Origin of the sequence: Streptosporangium sp. NPDC049248 (assembly GCF_040678965.1) — a bacterium.
Lineage (GTDB): Bacteria > Actinomycetota > Actinomycetes > Streptosporangiales > Streptosporangiaceae > Streptosporangium > Streptosporangium fukuiense.
Genome location: NZ_JBFAQY010000062.1, coordinates 1 through 16,143, shown reverse-complemented (window position 1 = coordinate 16,143; position 16,143 = coordinate 1). Strand labels below are relative to the sequence as shown.

Below are 16,143 nucleotides of genomic sequence, written 5' to 3'. Positions count from 1 at the left end.
GGGTTGCACGGCGACGTGGTCGGCGCCGGCCGGGTAGTGGGCGCGGACCCTTCGGTGACGGGGGCCGCCCACCCACCGGTAGCCGTTCCGCCTCCCGGGCGTCAGCTCACGCCGAGCAGGTCCACGACGAAGATGAGCGTCTCGCCCGGCTTGATGCGGTTACCCGCACCGGCGTTGCCGTAGCCGAGGTGCGGCGGGATGGTGAGACGGCGACGGCCGCCGACCTTCATGCCCGCGACGCCCTGGTCCCAGCCCGCGATGACCCGGCCCCCGCCCAGCGGGAACTGGAAGGCGTCGCCGCGGTTCCACGACGCGTCGAACTCCTCGCCCGTCGAGAAGGCCACGCCGACGTAGTGCACGGTGACCTGGTGCCCTGGCTTGGCCTCCGGGCCGTCTCCTACGACGATGTCGACGATCTCCAGCTCCGAGGGCGGGGCGCCTTCCGGAAAGTCGATCTCCGGCTTCTCCAGTGCCACGTGGTTCTCCTTGGTTGGATACACGCCGGTCGATTTCCGACCGGCCGGACGACTCTACGGGGTCCGGCGCCGCCACGAGAGCCACGGGGGCGGGATGGCTCCCGCGTCGTCCTTCGGGGAGGGACCGTGGAGACAAGGCGCACGGGATTCACCACCGGAGTAACGGCGCGCGTGGGCATGGCGGGACGGGTCGTCGGGCCACCTGGTCCATCTGGTCCACAGTCGGCGGCATCCACGCCGCGGGTGGCCGGCGACGGGCGGAGCCCTGTTGAGAGTCGTTGGGGAGCGCTCTCTGGTTGAGAGAGTGACCCGGCCCGCAAGGAGTGTCAAGGGTCCGGAGCGGCATCGCGGAACACGATGGAAACGCGACCTTAATGTGACCTTTCTTTGTGGGAGCGCTCCATCCACCGCTAAATCTAACTCTTAAACATGTTTGACCTGGGAAAACGCCCCGAAGCCTGGGAGGGTGCTTTCCGGGAAAAGTCGACTTCAGGGCTCAGGTCGGCATTCGAAGGGGCCGTTGACAGGCAACCCCGTTGGCATCAATCTGCTCAGGGAGCGCTCTCTCCATGATCATTTATGAGGCCCCTAGGAGGGTTCCATGCGTAAGTCACGCCACCGGTTCCTCGCCCCGATGGTCGCCGCCTCCGCCCTGGCCCTGGGCCTTACCGCCTGTGGCGGCGACAGCGGCGGTACCACCGCAGACGGTGGGGCGGCCTCCCGGCCGGCCGAGAAGATCAAGCTGACCGTCGGACTGTTCAGCGACTTCCACTTCGCGCCGCTGTACGAGGAGTTCAAGAAGACCCACCCCAACGTGGAGATCGTGGAGCGCCGCGCGCAGTTCAACGACCACCACACCAACCTCATCACGCAGCTCACCACCGGCGCGGGTGCCGCGGACGTGGTCGCGGTCGAGGGCGGCTACATCGGTGCCTTCACCCCCGTGCCCGACAAGTTCCACAACCTCAAGGAGTACGGTCTGGACTCGCGCCAGAGCGAGTACCTCGACTGGAAGTGGAACCTGGGCGTCTCCAACGACGGTTCCTCGCTCATCGGGCTGGGCACCGACGTCGGCGGCCTGGCCATGTGTTACCGCCCCGACCTGTTCAAGAAGGCCGGCCTGCCCACGGACCGCGACGAGGTGTCGGCGCTCTGGCCCACGTGGGACGCCTACGTCGAGACGGGCAAGAAGTTCGTCGCGGCCAAGGTGGAGGGCGCCAAGTTCACCGACGGCCCCGGAGAGCACTTCCGTGCCATGGTCGAGCAGGCCCCCGTCGGGTTCTACGACGCCCAGTACAACATCGTCGCCGCCACCAACCCCGAAGTGCGCAAGGCGTTCGACACGGGCGTGAAGATGATCGACAACGGTCTCTCCGCCAACCTCGCGGCCTTCTCGCCGCCGTGGAACACCGGAATCGCCAAGGGCACCTTCGCCACCATGGTCTGCCCGGCCTGGAAGACCGGCACGATCAAGGACCAGAAGCCCGGTGAGGGCACCTGGGACATCGCCGCGGTGCCCGGTGGCGGCGGCAACCAGGGCGGCACCCACCTGGTGCTGCCCAAGCAGGGCAGGCACCCCAAGGAGGCGGCGGAGCTGATCAACCTGCTGACCAGCAAGGAGAGCCAGATCAAGCTCTTCAAGGAGGCCAGCGCGCTGCCCTCGCTGCCCGCCCTGTACGACGACCCGGCGGTGTCCGAGTACGTCAACCCGTACTTCGGCAACGCGCCGATCGGCAAGATCTTCACCGATGCCGCCAAGGCGCTCAAACCACAGCCCGTCGGTCCCAAGGCCGGTGACGTCCTGAAGGCGATCGGCGACGGTCTCCAGCGGGTCGACCAGGGCAAGCAGAACCCCGAGGAGGCCTGGAAGCAGGCGCTCGAGGACGTCGGCAGGATCAAGTAGCCGCCCCTTCGGCCGACTGGTCTCGCACCGGTCGGCCACCTGCCTGCCGTCCACATGAGCCGTACGCCGCTCTTCCACAGCGAATCATCGAAAGGAGCTGCCATGGCCACTCGGGCACCCGATCGCCTGGCGGCTGTCCCGGCGGGCAAGCCGACGGGGCCTCGCCGCCGCCTCCAGCGCCACCTGGTCCACCAACTCGACGTCAAAGGCTCGCCGTACGCGTACGTGGCCCCGTTCTTCCTGCTGTTCTCCGCCTTCGGGCTGTTCCCCCTGGCCTACACCGCCTGGGTGAGCCTGCACGAGTGGACGCTGCTCCGGGACGAGCAGCCCTTCGTCGGCCTGGAGAACTTCAGGACGCTGCTCGCCGACGACTACTTCTGGAACGCCACCTTCAACACCCTGTCCATCGGGGTGCTGTCCACGGTTCCGCAACTGCTGCTGGCCATCTGGCTGGCCCACCTGCTGAACCGGCCGTTGCGGGCGCAGACCTTCTTCCGCATCACGCTGCTGCTGCCCAACGTGACCAGCGTGGTCGCGGTGGTGGTCATCTTCAGCCAGCTCTTCGGCCGCGACTTCGGCATGATCAACTGGATGCTGTCGCTGTTCGGCGTCGGCGGTGTCGCCTGGAACGAGGGCGTGCTGAGCTCCCACGTCGCCATCTCCATCATGATCATGTGGCGGTGGACGGGCTACAACGCGCTGATCTTCCTGGCGGCCATGCAGGCCGTGCCGCGTGAGCTGTACGAGGCGGCCACCCTCGACGGCGCGAGCGACATGACCCAGCTCCGCAGGATCACCGTCCCGATGATCAGGCCCACGATCGTCTTCGTCGTCATCACCTCGACGATCGGCGCCATGCAGATCCTCGCCGAGCCGCTGCTGTTCGGCTCCTACATGATCACCGGAGGGGTGGACCGGCAGTACCAGACGCTCTCGCTGTTCATCTACGAGAACTTCACCAAGCTCGACTTCGGCTACGCCTCGGCCATCTCCTGGATGATGTTCGTCTTCATCGTCCTGGTCGCCGGCGTCAACTACCTGATCACCCGCCGCGCGAAGGGAGGGCTGACGTGAGCGCCCGCACCGCCGTCTCCGGAACCCGGCGCTCCGAGGCCGCCCGCAGGCTCACCTATCTCACGCTGGCGGCGGTGGCGTTCTTCTCCATGCTGCCGCTCTACTACAGCATCGTGGTGGCCTCCCGCGACAACGCGGCCCTGGCCGACGTCCCGCCGCCGCTGGTGCCCGGCGGCAACTTCTTCGCCAACGTCGCCCGCGTCTTCGACACCGTCCCCTTCGCCCTGGCGATGGTCAACTCCGTCCTGGTCTCCGGCTCCGTCGCGATCGCGGTGATGTTCTTCTCCACGCTGGCCGGGTTCGCCTTCGCCAAGCTGCGTTTCCGCGGCCGCAACGCCCTGCTCCTGCTCACCGTGGCGACCATGATGGTGCCGACCCAGCTCGGCATCATCCCGCTGTACATGCTGATGGTGAAGCTGGAGTGGACCGGCACCATGTACGCGCTGATCGTGCCCGCGCTCGTCAACGCGTTCGGCGTGTTCTTCATGACCCAGTACCTGTCCCGGGCACTGCCGACCGAGCTGCTCGAGGCCGGCCGGGTCGACGGCTGCAGCACCTGGGGCCTGTTCTGGCACGTCGTGCTTCCGGCCGCCCGCCCGGCGGCGGCGGTGCTGGGCATGCTCACCTTCATGTCCGTCTGGAACGACTACTTCTGGCCGCTGGTCGTGCTGACCCCGGAGGATCCGACGGTGCAGGTCGCCCTGTCCACACTGGCCAGCGGGTACGTCAACGACTACGTGCTCGGCCTGGCGGGCACCACGCTCGGCACCCTGCCGCTGATGCTGGTGTTCGCTCTTCTCGGTAAACAGATCATCGGAGGAATCATGCAGGGAGCGGTGAAAGGATGACCGTCGTCGGCACTCGGGGGGCCACTCTTACGGAAGGGCGTGCGGACTTCCCCATCGGTTTCGTCTGGGGTGCGGCCACCGCGTCCTACCAGATCGAGGGGGCCGCGAAGGAGGACGGCCGCGGGCCCTCGATCTGGGACACCTTCTCGCGTACCCCGGGCAAGGTCGCCGGGGGCGACACCGGCGACGTGGCGTGCGACCACTACTTCCGTCACGCCGACGACGTCTCGCTGATGAGCGAGCTGGGCCTGGCGGCGTACCGGTTCTCGGTGGCCTGGCCCAGGGTCCAGCCGCACGGGAGCGGCCCTGTCAACGCGCGGGGCCTGGACTTCTACAGCCGCCTGGTGGACCGGCTGCTGGAGGCGGGCATCACGCCGTACGTCACCCTCTACCACTGGGATCTTCCGCAGGCGCTGGAGGACGCGGGGGGGTGGCCCGAGCGCGACACCGCCTACCGGTTCGCCGAGTACGCGGCGGCCGTGTACGCGCGGCTGGGGGATCGCGTCCACAACTGGACGACCCTCAACGAGCCGTGGGTGGCGGCCTTCCTCGGCTACGGCAACGGGGTGCACGCGCCCGGCAGGACCGACCCCGCGGCGGCCTTCCGCGCGGCCCACCACATGCTGCTGGGACACGGGCTGGCGGCACGGGCGCTCCGCGAGGCGGGCGCACGAGAGATCTCGCTGGTCCTCAACCTGTCGCCGGTGATCACCCCGGCTCAGGTGGCCGATCCGGGGGCCGCGCCCTCGGAGGCGGACGCGGAGGCGGTCGGCCGGATCGACACCCTGCTGACCAGGCAGTTCGTCGACCCCGCAGTGCGCGGGGAGTATCCCGCCGAGTTCCTCGACATCGTCGGGCGCAACGGGGGCGTCGAGCACATCCGGGACGGCGACCTGGCGATCATCAACCAGCCGATCGACCTGCTGGGGATCAACTACTACAACCCATGCGTGGTGGAGTCGGGTCCGGGGCGGGCGGCCGACGCGGCGTGGCCGGGCAGCGAGGACATCAGGTTCTGCCCGGTGGACGGCGTGCCGGCCACCGCGATGGGCTGGCCGATCGTGCCGAACGGGCTCTCCCGCCTGCTGGTGCGGCTCTCCGACGACTACCCGGAGGTCGGCCTGATCATCACGGAGAACGGCGCGGCATTCGACGACGTCGTGGAGGGCGGCCGCGTCCACGACGCGCGCAGGACCGACTATCTGGACGGCCACCTGCGCGCCGTGCACGCCGCGATCGCGGACGGGGCGGACGTGCGTGGTTACCTGCTCTGGTCCCTGCTGGATAATTTCGAATGGGCCGAGGGGTACCGGCGGAGGTTCGGGATCGTACATGTCGACTTCGCCACCCAGCGGCGCCTGCTCAAGGACAGCGCGCTCTGGTATCGCGAGGTCATCGCGCGCAACGGATTGTAGAGGAACACGATGAAACGACCCACCCTGGAGGCGGTCGCCGCCCGTGCCGGGGTCTCCCGGTCGACAGTCTCCCGGGTGGTGAACGGCCAGACCACGGTCACCGCCGACATCCGAGAACTGGTCATGCGCGCGGTGAACGAGCTCGGCTACGTGCCCAACGGGGCGGCGAGGAACCTCGCGACCCAGCGGACCAACTCGGTCGCGCTGGTCGTCTCGGAGTCGCCGAACCGGGTGTTCTCCGACGACCCGATGTTCTCCACGGTCATCCGCTCGGCCAGCCTGGAGCTGGAGGCCGTCAACAAGCAGGTCGTGCTGCTGCTGGCCGGGTCGCCGGAGAGCCACGCCCGGGTGGAGAACTACATAGCCGGCGGTCACGTCGACGGCGTCATGCTCGTGTCGAGCCACGGCGCCGACCCGCTGCCGGTCGCGCTCACCCGGCTGCGCGTCCCGGTCGTCTCCTACGGCAGGCCGGCCGTGCCGGTCGCGATGCCGTACGTCGACAACGACAACGTCGCCGGCGCGGCCACCGCCGTGCGGCACCTGCTGGAGCAGGGCAGGCGGCGCATCGCCACCATCGCCGGGCCGCTGGACATGATCGGCGGCCAGGACCGGCTGGCCGGGTACCGCGAGGTGCTCCGCGACTCCGACCGCCGCTCCATCATCGCGGTCGGCGACTTCACCCGGGAGTCCGGGGCGATCGCGATGCGGCAGCTGCTCGCCGACGACCCGGAGCTCGACGCGGTCTTCGCCGCCAACGACCTGATGGCGATCGGCGCCATGCACGCACTCCGCCAGGCGGGGCGGCAGATCCCCGGGGACGTCGCGATCGTCGGTTACGACGACATAGAGGCCGCCCGCTACACCGACCCGCCGCTCACGACCATCCACACCCCGCACGCCGAGCAGGCCGCGGCCATGGTCCGCCTCCTGCTCGGCCTCCTCGACGGGGGGCCCGCCGAGACCGTGATCGTCGCCACCGAACTGGTCGTCAGGGCGTCGTCGTAGACCCCCGGACGACCAGTTCGGTGGGGAGCATCACCTGTGCCTTCTCCTCCAAATCGAGCACCATGCGGGCGAGCCTCCGCCCCATCTCGACGGTCGGCTGCCTGACCGTGGTCAGCGGGGGTTCGGTGTAGGACGCGGCGGGGATGTCGTCGAAGCCGACCACCGCGACGTCGCCGGGCACCTGCCGCCCCGCCTGGCGCAGGGCCGTGAGCGCGCCCAGTGCCATCAGGTCGTTGGCCACGAACACCGCGTCGAGCTCCGGGTCGTCGGCGAGCAGCTGCCGCATCGCCGACGTACCCGACTCCCGGGTGAAGTCGCCGACCGCGACGATGGAGCGGCGGTCGGAGTCACGCAGCACGGCGCGGTAGCCGTTGAGCCGGTCGATCCCGGCGATCATGTCCTGCGGTCCCGCGATGGTGGCGATCCGGCGGCGCCCCTGCTCCATCAGGTGCCGCACCGCGCGCTCGGCACCGCCGACGTTGTCCATGTCCACGTACGGCAGGCTGCTGGGCACGCTGGGCCGGCCGCTGCACACCACCGGCACGCCGCGCCTGGCGAGGACGCCGGGCAGCGGGTCGGTTCCGTGCATAGAGGCGATGATCACGCCGTCCACATGGCCGTTGGTGGCGTAGCGCTCGACCCGCTGGTAGCCGCCGGCCAGGCCGGTGAGCATCAGCACGAGCTGCTTGTCGGCCTCCTCGATCTCCATGCTGACCCCCCGGATGATCCCGGAGAAGGTGGGGTCCTCGGAGAAGACCCGGGTCGCCGGTTCGGGGAAGACGAGGGCGATCGAGTCGGCCCGCTGGGTGACCAGGCTCCGTGCCGCCTGGTTGGGCACGTAGCCCAGTTCGTCCACGGCGCGGTTGACCGCCTCGCGTATCTCCGGCGCCACGCGCGTGGAGCCGTTGACCACGCGTGAGGCGGTCGCCCGGGACACACCGGCCCGGGCGGCCACCTTCTCCAGGGTTGGTCGGGCCCTCACAGCCCGTTCCGGCGTACTACCTTGCTGTACCACAGGGCGCTGTCCTTGGGGGTACGGCGTTGGGTTCCGTAATCGACGTGTACGACGCCAAAGCGTTTGCGGTACCCTTCGGCCCACTCGAAGTTGTCCAGCAGGGACCAGACGAGGTAACCGCGTAGGTCCGCACCACCCTCGATGGCCGCGTGCGCCGCGCGCAGGTGCCCGTCGAGATAGGAGAGGCGGCCGACGTCGTGCACCTCGCCGTCCTCGACGACGTCGTCGTAGGCGGCGCCGTTCTCGGTGATGATCAGTGGGGTGCCCGGATAGTCGCGCGAGAGCCGCAGGAGCAGATCGGTCAGGCCGAACGGCTGGACCGGCCAGCCCATCGCGGTCTTCGGCGCGTCGGCGAGACCGAAGGCGATGCCCTCGCTGCCCGGGTAGACGGGGTTGGCGGGCTCACCGGTGCGGGCGGCCACGGTCTGCGGGTGGTAGTAGTTCACGCCCAGCAGGTCGATCGGCCGGCTGATGGTCTCCAGGTCCCCGTCCCGCACGAAGGACCAGTCGGTGAAACGGCGGGCCCGCTCCACGACGTCGGCGGGATACTCGCCGCGGAGCACCGGGTCCAGGAAGATCCGGTTCTGCAGGCCGTCGACGAGCTCGGTCGCCGCGACGTCGTCGCCGAGCACGGGGGCGAGGTTGAGCGTGATGCCGACCTTGGTGGCGCCGGAGGCGCGCAGTGCCTGGACGGCCAGGCCGTGGCCGAGCAGCAGGTGGTGGGTGGCGGCGAAGCCCAGCGCGGGCTCGGCGAGGCCGGGGGCGTGGATGCCCGAGGCGTACCCGAGGAAGGCCGAGCACCAGGGCTCGTTCAGGGTGGTCCAGGTCTCGACCCGGTCACCCAGCCGGCCGTGCGCGATCGCGGCGTAGTCGGCGAAGTGCGCGGCGGTCTCCCTGTTGGTCCAGCCGCCGAGATCCTCCAGGGTCTGCGGCAGGTCCCAGTGGTAGAGCGTCACGATCGGGGTGATGCCCGCGCCGAGGAGTTCGTCGACGAGGCGGTCGTAGAAGTCCAGACCGCGCGGGTTCACCGGGCCCGAGCCGTCGGGCTGCAGGCGGGGCCAGGAGATGGAGAAGCGGTAGGCCGCGAGGCCGAGGTCGCGCATGATGGCGACGTCCTCGGGATAGCGGTGGTAGTGGTCGCACGCGACGTCACCGGTGTGACCCGAGTAGACCTTGCCAGGGGTCCGGGAGAAGGTGTCCCAGATCGAGGGCCCCCTGCCGTCGTCCCGGGCTGCGCCCTCGATCTGGTAGGCCGCGGTCGCGGCACCCCAGACGAAGCCCTCGGGAAACCTCAGCACGCCGGAGTCCCGAAGGTCGTAGGACTTTTCGGCGGACATGGTCATGTCCTCACCGTCCCATTCTGTGTGGCTGTTTCGTGAGAGCGCTCTCACGAGCATCACGGTATCGCACGGATCGTGTCAAGAAAAATGAGACTGTAACCGTAATATCACAGTTCTTGACATTGCGTGGTGTGCGGACAATTCTTCCAGAGAGCGCTCTCTCACTCCCCGGCAATGTACATATGGAGGAAGGTCCATGTCGCTCCTCTCTCGGCCCAATCGTGCCGTCCTGGTGGCGGGCACCATAGGGCTGGCGCTGGTCGCCACCGCATGCGGATCCACGGAGGCCAAGCCATCGGCGGGCGGCGGCAGCAGCACGTCCCCCGAATGCGCCGCATTCAGCCAGTACGGCAAGCACGAGGGCAAGACCGTCAGCATCTACTCGCCGATCCGCGACGTGGAGGCCGACCTCTTCGAACAGGCGTGGAAGCCGTTCGCCACGTGCACCGGAATGAAGATCACCTACGAGGGCACCGGCGAGTTCGAGGCCCAGATCCAGGTCCGCGCGGACGGCGGCAACCCCCCAGACATCGCCTTCTTCCCCCAGCCGGGCCTCCTGGAGCGCTTCGCCAAGGCCGGCAAGCTCAAGCCCGCCTCCGAGGAGGTCAAGAAACTCACCGCCGAGGGCTGGTCGGAGGACTGGGCCAAGTACGCCACGGTCGACGGCACCTTCTACGGTGCCCCGCTGGGCGCCAGTGTGAAGTCCTTCGTGTGGTACTCGCCGAAGATGTTCACCGAGAAGGGCTGGGCCGTCCCCAAGACCTGGGACGAGCTCATGACGCTCAGCACCACGATCGCCGGCACCGGCGTCAAGCCGTGGTGCGCGGGCATCGAGTCCGGTGACGCGACCGGCTGGCCGGCCACCGACTGGATCGAGGACATCCTGCTCCGGGAGATCGGCCCCGAGGGGTACGACGACTGGGTGGCCCACAAGCTGGCCTTCAACGACCCCAAGGTCGTCGCGGCGGTGGACAAGGTCGGTGCGATCCTCAAGAACGACAAGTTCGTCAACGGCGGATACGGCCCGGTCAAGTCGATCGCCAGCACCGCCTTCCAGGAGGGCGGCGTCCCGATCACCCAGGGCAAGTGCGCCCTGCACCGCCAGGCGTCCTTCTACGCCAACTTCTGGCCCGAGGGCACCAAGGTCGCCGAGGACGGCGACGTGTTCGCCTTCTACCTGCCGGGCAACGACCCGGCCAAGAAGCCGGTGCTCGGCGCGGGCGAGTTCGTGGCGGCCTTCGCCGACCGTCCCGAGGTCCAGGCGGTCCAGGCCTACCTGGCCTCGGCCGAGTTCCCCACCGCCCGCATGAAGCTGGGCACCTACGTCACCGCCCGCAAGGGCGTCGACCCGGCCAACGCCCAGAACCCGATCGACAAGCTCTCCATGGAGATGCTGCAGGACCCGAGCACGATCTTCCGCTTCGACGGCTCGGACCTGATGCCGGCCGCGGTGGGCGCGGGCACGTTCTGGAAGGGCATGACCGACTGGATCAACGGCAAGGACACCAAGACGGTCCTCGACTACATCGAGGCCTCCTGGCCCAAGTCCTGACATAACTCGATAGGTCCGGTCCCGCGGCCCGCGGGACCGGACCGTCGTTCCCCCCGGCCCGATCCTCCCGGGAGATCCTCCGATGGACTTCGACTTCGCCGCCGAACTGCCCAAACTCGTCCAACTGCTGATCGGCGTCGCCGCGTTCCTGGTGGTGGTCGCGGTGATACTGGTGCTGGTCGACCGCGCCCCGATGCGCCGGCGCGCCTGGACCCACGCCACCATCCTGCTGCTGCCCGCACTCCTGCTGCTCATCATCGGCCTGGTCATCCCGGCCGTGCGGACCACCCTGCTGTCGTTCATGAGCGGTGACGGCCAGCAGTGGGTCGGCATGGACAACTACGGCTGGATGTTCACCCAGCCGGAAGCGGTGACCGTACTGCGCAACACCCTGATCTGGGTGCTGCTCGTCCCGCTGCTCGTGACCTCGGTCGGTCTGGTCTACGCCGTCCTGGTGGACCGCACCCGCTTCGAGGCGCTCGCCAAGTCGCTGGTCTTCCTGCCGATGGCGATCTCCTTCGTCGGCGCGGGCATCATCTGGCGCTTCGTCTACGCCTACCGCTCCGAGGAGCAGGACCAGATCGGCCTGCTCAACCAGCTCGTGGTCGCCTTCGGCGGCGAGCCGCAGCAGTGGCTCCAGGAACCCCCGATCAACACGCTCTTCCTGATCGTGGTCATGGTCTGGATCCAGGCGGGCTTCGCCACCGTCGTGCTCTCGGCGGCCATCAAGGGCATCCCCGCCGAGATCGTCGAGGCCGCCAAGCTGGACGGGGCCACCCCGCTGCAGATGTTCTTCAGGGTGACGCTGCCCTCCATCCGCTCGGCCATCGTCGTCGTGGCGGTCACCCAGTCGATCGGCACGCTCAAGCTGTTCGACATCGTCCGCACCATGACCGGCGGCCAGTTCGACACCAGCGTCATCGCCAACGAGATGTACAACCAGGCCTTCAGGTACGGCGAGACGGGCAAGGGCGCGGCCCTCGCGGTCTTCCTGTTCGTACTGGTCACCCCGATCGTGATCTACCAGATCCGCCAGCGCAGGGAGGCCCTGAGGTGACCGGGCGATCAGGCTGCGCGAGCACGCCCCGGACGGAGGAGGCCACGTGGCCACGTTGACCCAGACCGCGGTGCGGACCCGGGTGGAGAACGCGCCGCAACGCGTACGGCGGCGGTTGAGCGGCCGGGCCGCCAGTGCCGTCGCGATCGTCATCGCCGTCCTGTGGACCACCCCGACCTTCGGCCTGCTGCTCTCCTCGCTGCGCCCGGAGGACCAGATCAAGACCACCGGCTGGTGGACGTTCTTCTCCGATCCGCAGCTCACGCTGGAGAACTACCAGCAGGTCCTGTTCGGCACCTCCTCGTCGTCCGGCCAGATGATGAGCTTCCTGATCAACTCGGTGGTCATCACGATCCCGTCGGTGCTCTTCCCGCTGGCGCTGGCCACCTTCGCGGCGTACGCGCTGGCCTGGCTGCCGTTCCGCGGGCGTGAGTGGATCTACATCGGCATCTTCGCGCTGCAGATCGTGCCGCTGCAGATGTCGCTGGTACCGCTGCTGTCGTTCTTCTCCGAGGGCGTGGCCGTCTTCGGCGTCCAGCTGCTGCCGGCCTGGGACCTGGAGGGGCCGGCCCGCTTCGTCCAGGTCTGGTTCGCGCACACCTGCTTCGCGCTGCCGCTGGGCGTCTTCCTGCTGCACAACTTCATGTCCGAGCTCCCCGGCGAGCTCATGGAGGCGGCCAGGGTGGACGGGGCCAGCCACGGGAAGGTGCTGCGCACGATCGTGCTGCCGCTGGTCGGGCCCGCGCTGGCGACCTTCGCCATCTTCCAGTTCCTCTGGGTCTGGAACGACCTGCTGGTGGCCCTGATCTTCGCCGGCGGCACTCCGGACAGCGCGCCGATGACCGTACGCCTGGCGCAGATGGCCGGTACCAAGGGCAACGAGTGGCAACGCCTGACCTCGGGCGCGTTCGTCTCGCTGGTCATCCCGCTGATCGTCTTCCTGTCGATGCAGCGCTACTTCGTCCGTGGCCTGCTCGCCGGCAGCGTCAAGGGCTGAACCGGCCCCGGGCTCTCGGCCGCCTGTCTCCGGTACGTCCCGGGCACCCGGGACGTACCGGGTTCGCCTCAGGAGCGGGGCGGTTCCGGCGCGGCCGGCCGGGTGTCGGGAGAGGTCACCTTCGAGGGGACCGGGTGCTCCGCGGCGTTCGGCCGCGGCGGGGCGGGCCGGTCCTCGGTGCCCGGCGTGCCGGTGGGGGCGTCAGGGGCGGGGGTGACCGGCCTGGCCGAGGGCGGAGCCGGGGTGGCCGGCTGCGCGGAGAGGCCGGGGGTGACCGGCTGCGGGGGGAGGTTGGAGGTGACCGGGCGGCCGGAGAGGCCGGGAGCGGTCGGCTGCGGGGGGATGTCCGTGGTGAGCGGCTGCGCGGGGGTGGCGTGGCCGGGGGCGGTGGTCTGCGCGGCGGCGGGGTCGTACATACCGGCCGACGGCGGGACCTCCACGACGACGGTGTCGGCCGGACCGGGGAGCGACGACTCCAGGATGGCGCGGGCGTGGTCCAGGTGCGAGGCCGTGACCAGCACGTCGTAGCGGCCGGCGACGATCGCGCTGCGCGAGGCGAAGTCCCGCTTGCCGCGGGTGAAGACATGGTTGATGAACCCGAACGCGGCGCCCATCACGGCGCCCCACAGCGCGGCCCAGAGCACGAGCACGATGAACGACAGCGTGGTCGAGGTGAACAATCCGAGAAACATCCCGACCACGGCGCCGAAGGCCGCACCGCTGCCCGCTCCGGTGAGCGCGGCCCGGCCGTTGGTCACCCTGCCGGTGACGGTCTCCTCGAGTTTCAGGTCGCTGCCGACGATCGCCACGTTCTCGACGGGGAAGCCCGCGTCGGAGAGCCCGTCCACGGTTCGCTGCGCCGCGAGGTAGTTGTCGTAGCCTGCCAGGACCCTCCGGTCCACCACGACCTGCGTGTCCAGGCCGGTGGGCGTCTCGTTCATGGGTGCTCGCCTTTCGGGGGTGGGGGACGACTCGACGGTCCGACTACCCCGTGGCGGCGACAGGATGCGCGCCCGCATCGGCAACTTGCCGCGAGGTGGGGGAGTCCAGCCGGCGGCGCGGCGCGGGCCCGGTGGTGACCACCGGTGCGGCGAGGACGTCCCGGGAGGGGTGGGCGCCGTGGGGACGGCGGCGCCTCACCCCGGCGGGTGAGTCACCAACTCTGGTGGAGCGGCATGCCCTCGGTGTAGCCGGACGCGCTCTGCACACCGATCACCGCGCGCTCGTGGAACTCCTCCAGCGTGGCGGCGCCCGCGTAGGTGCACGAGGAGCGCAGGCCGGCCACGATGGCGTCGATCTGGTCCTCGACGCTGGGCATGGCCGGGTCGAGGTACATCCTGGAGGTGGAGATGCCCTCCTCGAACAGTGCCTTGCGGGCCCGCTCGAAGGGGGAGTCCTCGGCGGTGCGCAGCATCACCGCGCGGGCCGAGGCCATCCCGAAGTTCTCCTTGTACTTGCGCCCGTCGGGAGCGGTACGGGTGTCGCCGGGCGACTCGTAGGTACCGGCGAACCAGGAGCCGATCATCACGTTGGACGCCCCGGCGGCCAGGGCCAGGGCCACGTCGCGGGGGTGGCGGACGCCTCCGTCGGCCCACACGTGGCGGCCCAGCCTGCGGGCCTCGGCGGAGCACTCCAGTACGGCGGAGAACTGCGGGCGGCCCACACCGGTCATCATCCGGGTGGTGCACATGGCCCCGGGGCCGACGCCGACCTTCAGGATGTCGGCTCCCGCGTCGACCAGGTCGCGCACGCCCTCGGCGGTGACGACGTTGCCCGCCGCGACGGGTACGCCGGGGTCGAGCGCGCGGACCGCCCGCAGGGCGCTGATCATCTTCTCCTGGTGGCCGTGGGCGGTGTCCACCACCAGGCAGTCCACCCCGGCGTCGAGGATCTCCTTGGCCCTGGCGGCCACGTCGCCGTTGACGCCGACGGCCGCGGCGACGCGGAGCCTGCCCGAGGCGTCGACCGCGGGCTGGTACAGGGTGGCGCGCAGCGCGCCGGTCCTGGTCAGGATGCCGACCAGCCGGCCGTCGCCGTCCACGACCGGGGCGAGCCGGTGGCGGCCCTCGTGGAGGCGGTCGAAGACCTCGCGGGGGTCGAGCCCGGTGGGCAGGGTGAGCAGGTTGTCGGACATCACCCGGGAGAGCTGCGTGTACATGTCCACGCCGGAACAGTCGCCCTCGGTGACCACGCCGACCGGGCGGTTCTCCCAGTCGACGACGATGATCGCGCCGTGGGCCCGTTTGGGCAGCAGGTTGAGCGCCTCGCCGACGGTGTCGTGCGGGGTGAGCGTCAGCGGTGTGTCGTGGACCAGGTCGCGCTTTTTGACCCAGTCGACGACGCCTGCGACCACGTCGATCGGGATGTCCTGCGGGATCACGGTGATGCCGCCCCGGCGCGCGACGGTCTCGGCCATCCGCTTTCCCGCCACGGCCGTCATGTTGGCGACCACGATGGGGATGGTGGTCCCGGTGCCGTCCCTGCTGGAGAGATCGACGGCGAGCCGTGAGCCGACGGAGGAGAGCGACGGCACCATGAACACGTCGCTGTAGGTCAGGTCGTAGGCCGGTACCGACTCATTAAGAAATTTCACGTTATTCCACCTTATCCCGCGAATTGCCAGAGGTGAACGTTCCCCCTTTCCTTGCTCTCCAAGAGGATCCAGCAGGTCGGAGCGGAGGCTAAGATCCGGTTTGCGTGAGTAAGTGGGTGGCCATGAGGAGGCGTTGTGATCCTGGTTGATCGGCCCGAGATGCTCGTAGTAGGCCATGCCGTACGAACATCGAACGCCGACGAGGCGGAGCCGGGTCGGGGAAGGCTCCGCGCGCTGTGGGCGAGGGCGGGGGCCCCCGGGGCCTTCGCGCACGTGCCGGGACGGGTCGACGAGAACATCTACGCGGTGCTCACCGACTACGAGAGCGACCACAACGGCGCCTATACCCAGATCGTCGGGGTGGCCGTGCGCAGTGCCGCCGCGCTGCCCGAGGGCATGGTGGCGGTCCGGGTGCCGGGGGTGCCCTCGCTGAAGCTGGAGGCCAGGGGGCAGATGCCGGACGTGCTGACCGAGGAGTGGCAGCGGCTGTGGAAGCACACCGAGTCGGGAGGAACCCCGCCGCGGGCTTTCACCACCGACGTGGAGGTGCACCACCCCGAGGGCGCCGACATCTACGCGGCGGTCCTGTCCCCGATGCGCTGAGCGGCCCGGCGCGGCTCCTGCCGCGCCGGGGCGGGTTCAGGACGGCGGGGAAGGAGTCGGCCACTGGGGGTGCGCGTTCAGCAGTGCTTGCGAGGAACCTCGGGTCTTCAGGCCCGAGAGGAATCGCATACGGTGCCGCGCGTTTGACGAATCAACGCTAAACTTCACAGTGTGAAATTCGTTGTGCAGGTCCGACTGTTCCCCACGCCCGCCCAGGAGGCGGCGCTGGCGGACACGCTGCGTCTGTGCAACGAAGCCGCCAATC

General features: G+C 69.3%; 14 protein-coding genes. 9 read left to right on the top strand and 5 right to left on the bottom strand.

Going from position 1 to position 16,143, the window contains the following annotated elements:
• Positions 1–101 precede the first annotated feature (101 nt).
• Positions 102–476, bottom strand: coding sequence for an FKBP-type peptidyl-prolyl cis-trans isomerase (locus tag AB0K21_RS44270; RefSeq protein WP_343980220.1), 375 nt, complete (start codon positions 474–476; stop codon positions 102–104).
• A 601-nt stretch (positions 477–1,077) separates the two neighbouring features.
• On the opposite strand from AB0K21_RS44270, the gene AB0K21_RS44265 reads away from it, so the two are divergent.
• From AB0K21_RS44265 to AB0K21_RS44245, 5 genes are all read left to right on the top strand, one after another.
• The gene (locus tag AB0K21_RS44265; protein WP_343980223.1) at positions 1,078–2,379 is read left to right on the top strand and encodes an extracellular solute-binding protein; all 1,302 of its coding nucleotides are present in this window, start codon (positions 1,078–1,080) and stop codon (positions 2,377–2,379) included.
• A 102-nt stretch (positions 2,380–2,481) separates the two neighbouring features.
• Positions 2,482–3,453, top strand: coding sequence for a sugar ABC transporter permease (locus AB0K21_RS44260; protein WP_343980226.1), 972 nt, complete (start codon positions 2,482–2,484; stop codon positions 3,451–3,453).
• On the top strand, positions 3,450–4,301 hold the full coding sequence (locus tag AB0K21_RS44255; RefSeq protein WP_343980229.1) for a carbohydrate ABC transporter permease: 852 nt from the start codon (positions 3,450–3,452) through the stop codon (positions 4,299–4,301). Before AB0K21_RS44260 ends, AB0K21_RS44255 begins: the two co-directional genes overlap by 4 nt.
• Positions 4,298–5,716, top strand: a complete 1,419-nt coding sequence (locus AB0K21_RS44250; RefSeq protein WP_364159142.1) for a GH1 family beta-glucosidase — start codon at positions 4,298–4,300, stop codon at positions 5,714–5,716. Before AB0K21_RS44255 ends, AB0K21_RS44250 begins: the two co-directional genes overlap by 4 nt.
• 9 nt (positions 5,717–5,725) lie before the next feature.
• A complete protein-coding gene (locus tag AB0K21_RS44245) occupies positions 5,726–6,721 on the top strand; it encodes a LacI family DNA-binding transcriptional regulator (RefSeq protein ID WP_343980235.1) in 996 nt (331 codons plus the stop codon).
• Here the strand turns inward: AB0K21_RS44245 and AB0K21_RS44240 are convergent.
• Both AB0K21_RS44240 and AB0K21_RS44235 read right to left on the bottom strand, forming a co-directional pair.
• On the bottom strand, positions 6,705–7,703 hold the full coding sequence (locus AB0K21_RS44240; RefSeq protein WP_364159138.1) for a LacI family DNA-binding transcriptional regulator: 999 nt from the start codon (positions 7,701–7,703) through the stop codon (positions 6,705–6,707). The genes AB0K21_RS44245 and AB0K21_RS44240 overlap by 17 nt on opposite strands.
• Positions 7,700–9,079 (bottom strand): GH1 family beta-glucosidase, encoded by a 1,380-nt coding sequence (locus AB0K21_RS44235; RefSeq protein ID WP_343980243.1) that lies wholly within the window; start codon positions 9,077–9,079, stop codon positions 7,700–7,702. The genes AB0K21_RS44240 and AB0K21_RS44235 overlap by 4 nt, the downstream gene beginning before the upstream one ends.
• Before the next feature lie 193 nt (positions 9,080–9,272).
• Between AB0K21_RS44235 and AB0K21_RS44230 the strand changes: the two genes are divergently transcribed.
• The 3 genes from AB0K21_RS44230 to AB0K21_RS44220 all read left to right on the top strand — a co-directional run bounded on the left by AB0K21_RS44230 (position 9,273) and on the right by AB0K21_RS44220 (position 12,682).
• Positions 9,273–10,628 carry an ABC transporter substrate-binding protein gene (locus AB0K21_RS44230; RefSeq protein WP_343980247.1) on the top strand — a complete coding sequence of 452 codons (1,356 nt, stop codon included), beginning with the start codon at positions 9,273–9,275 and terminating at the stop codon, positions 10,626–10,628.
• A gap of 82 nt (positions 10,629–10,710) precedes the next feature.
• Positions 10,711–11,685, top strand: coding sequence for a sugar ABC transporter permease (locus tag AB0K21_RS44225; RefSeq protein ID WP_343980250.1), 975 nt, complete (start codon positions 10,711–10,713; stop codon positions 11,683–11,685).
• 46 nt (positions 11,686–11,731) lie between these two features.
• A complete protein-coding gene (locus tag AB0K21_RS44220) occupies positions 11,732–12,682 on the top strand; it encodes a carbohydrate ABC transporter permease (protein ID WP_343980253.1) in 951 nt (316 codons plus the stop codon).
• Between the two features lie 68 nt (positions 12,683–12,750).
• On the opposite strand, the gene AB0K21_RS44215 is transcribed toward AB0K21_RS44220, so the two are convergent.
• Together AB0K21_RS44215 and AB0K21_RS44210 are read right to left on the bottom strand one after the other, a co-directional pair.
• A complete protein-coding gene (locus tag AB0K21_RS44215; protein ID WP_364159133.1) occupies positions 12,751–13,623 on the bottom strand; it encodes a general stress protein in 873 nt (290 codons plus the stop codon).
• A gap of 212 nt (positions 13,624–13,835) precedes the next feature.
• Entirely contained in the window at positions 13,836–15,275 is a 1,440-nt protein-coding gene (locus AB0K21_RS44210; RefSeq protein WP_364159130.1) for a GuaB1 family IMP dehydrogenase-related protein, read from the bottom strand.
• A gap of 135 nt (positions 15,276–15,410) precedes the next feature.
• On the opposite strand from AB0K21_RS44210, the gene AB0K21_RS44205 reads away from it, so the two are divergent.
• Complete coding sequence (locus tag AB0K21_RS44205) at positions 15,411–15,878, top strand: effector binding domain-containing protein (protein ID WP_364159127.1); 468 nt, start codon at positions 15,411–15,413, stop codon at positions 15,876–15,878.
• The last annotated feature ends 265 nt before the right edge of the window (positions 15,879–16,143 follow it).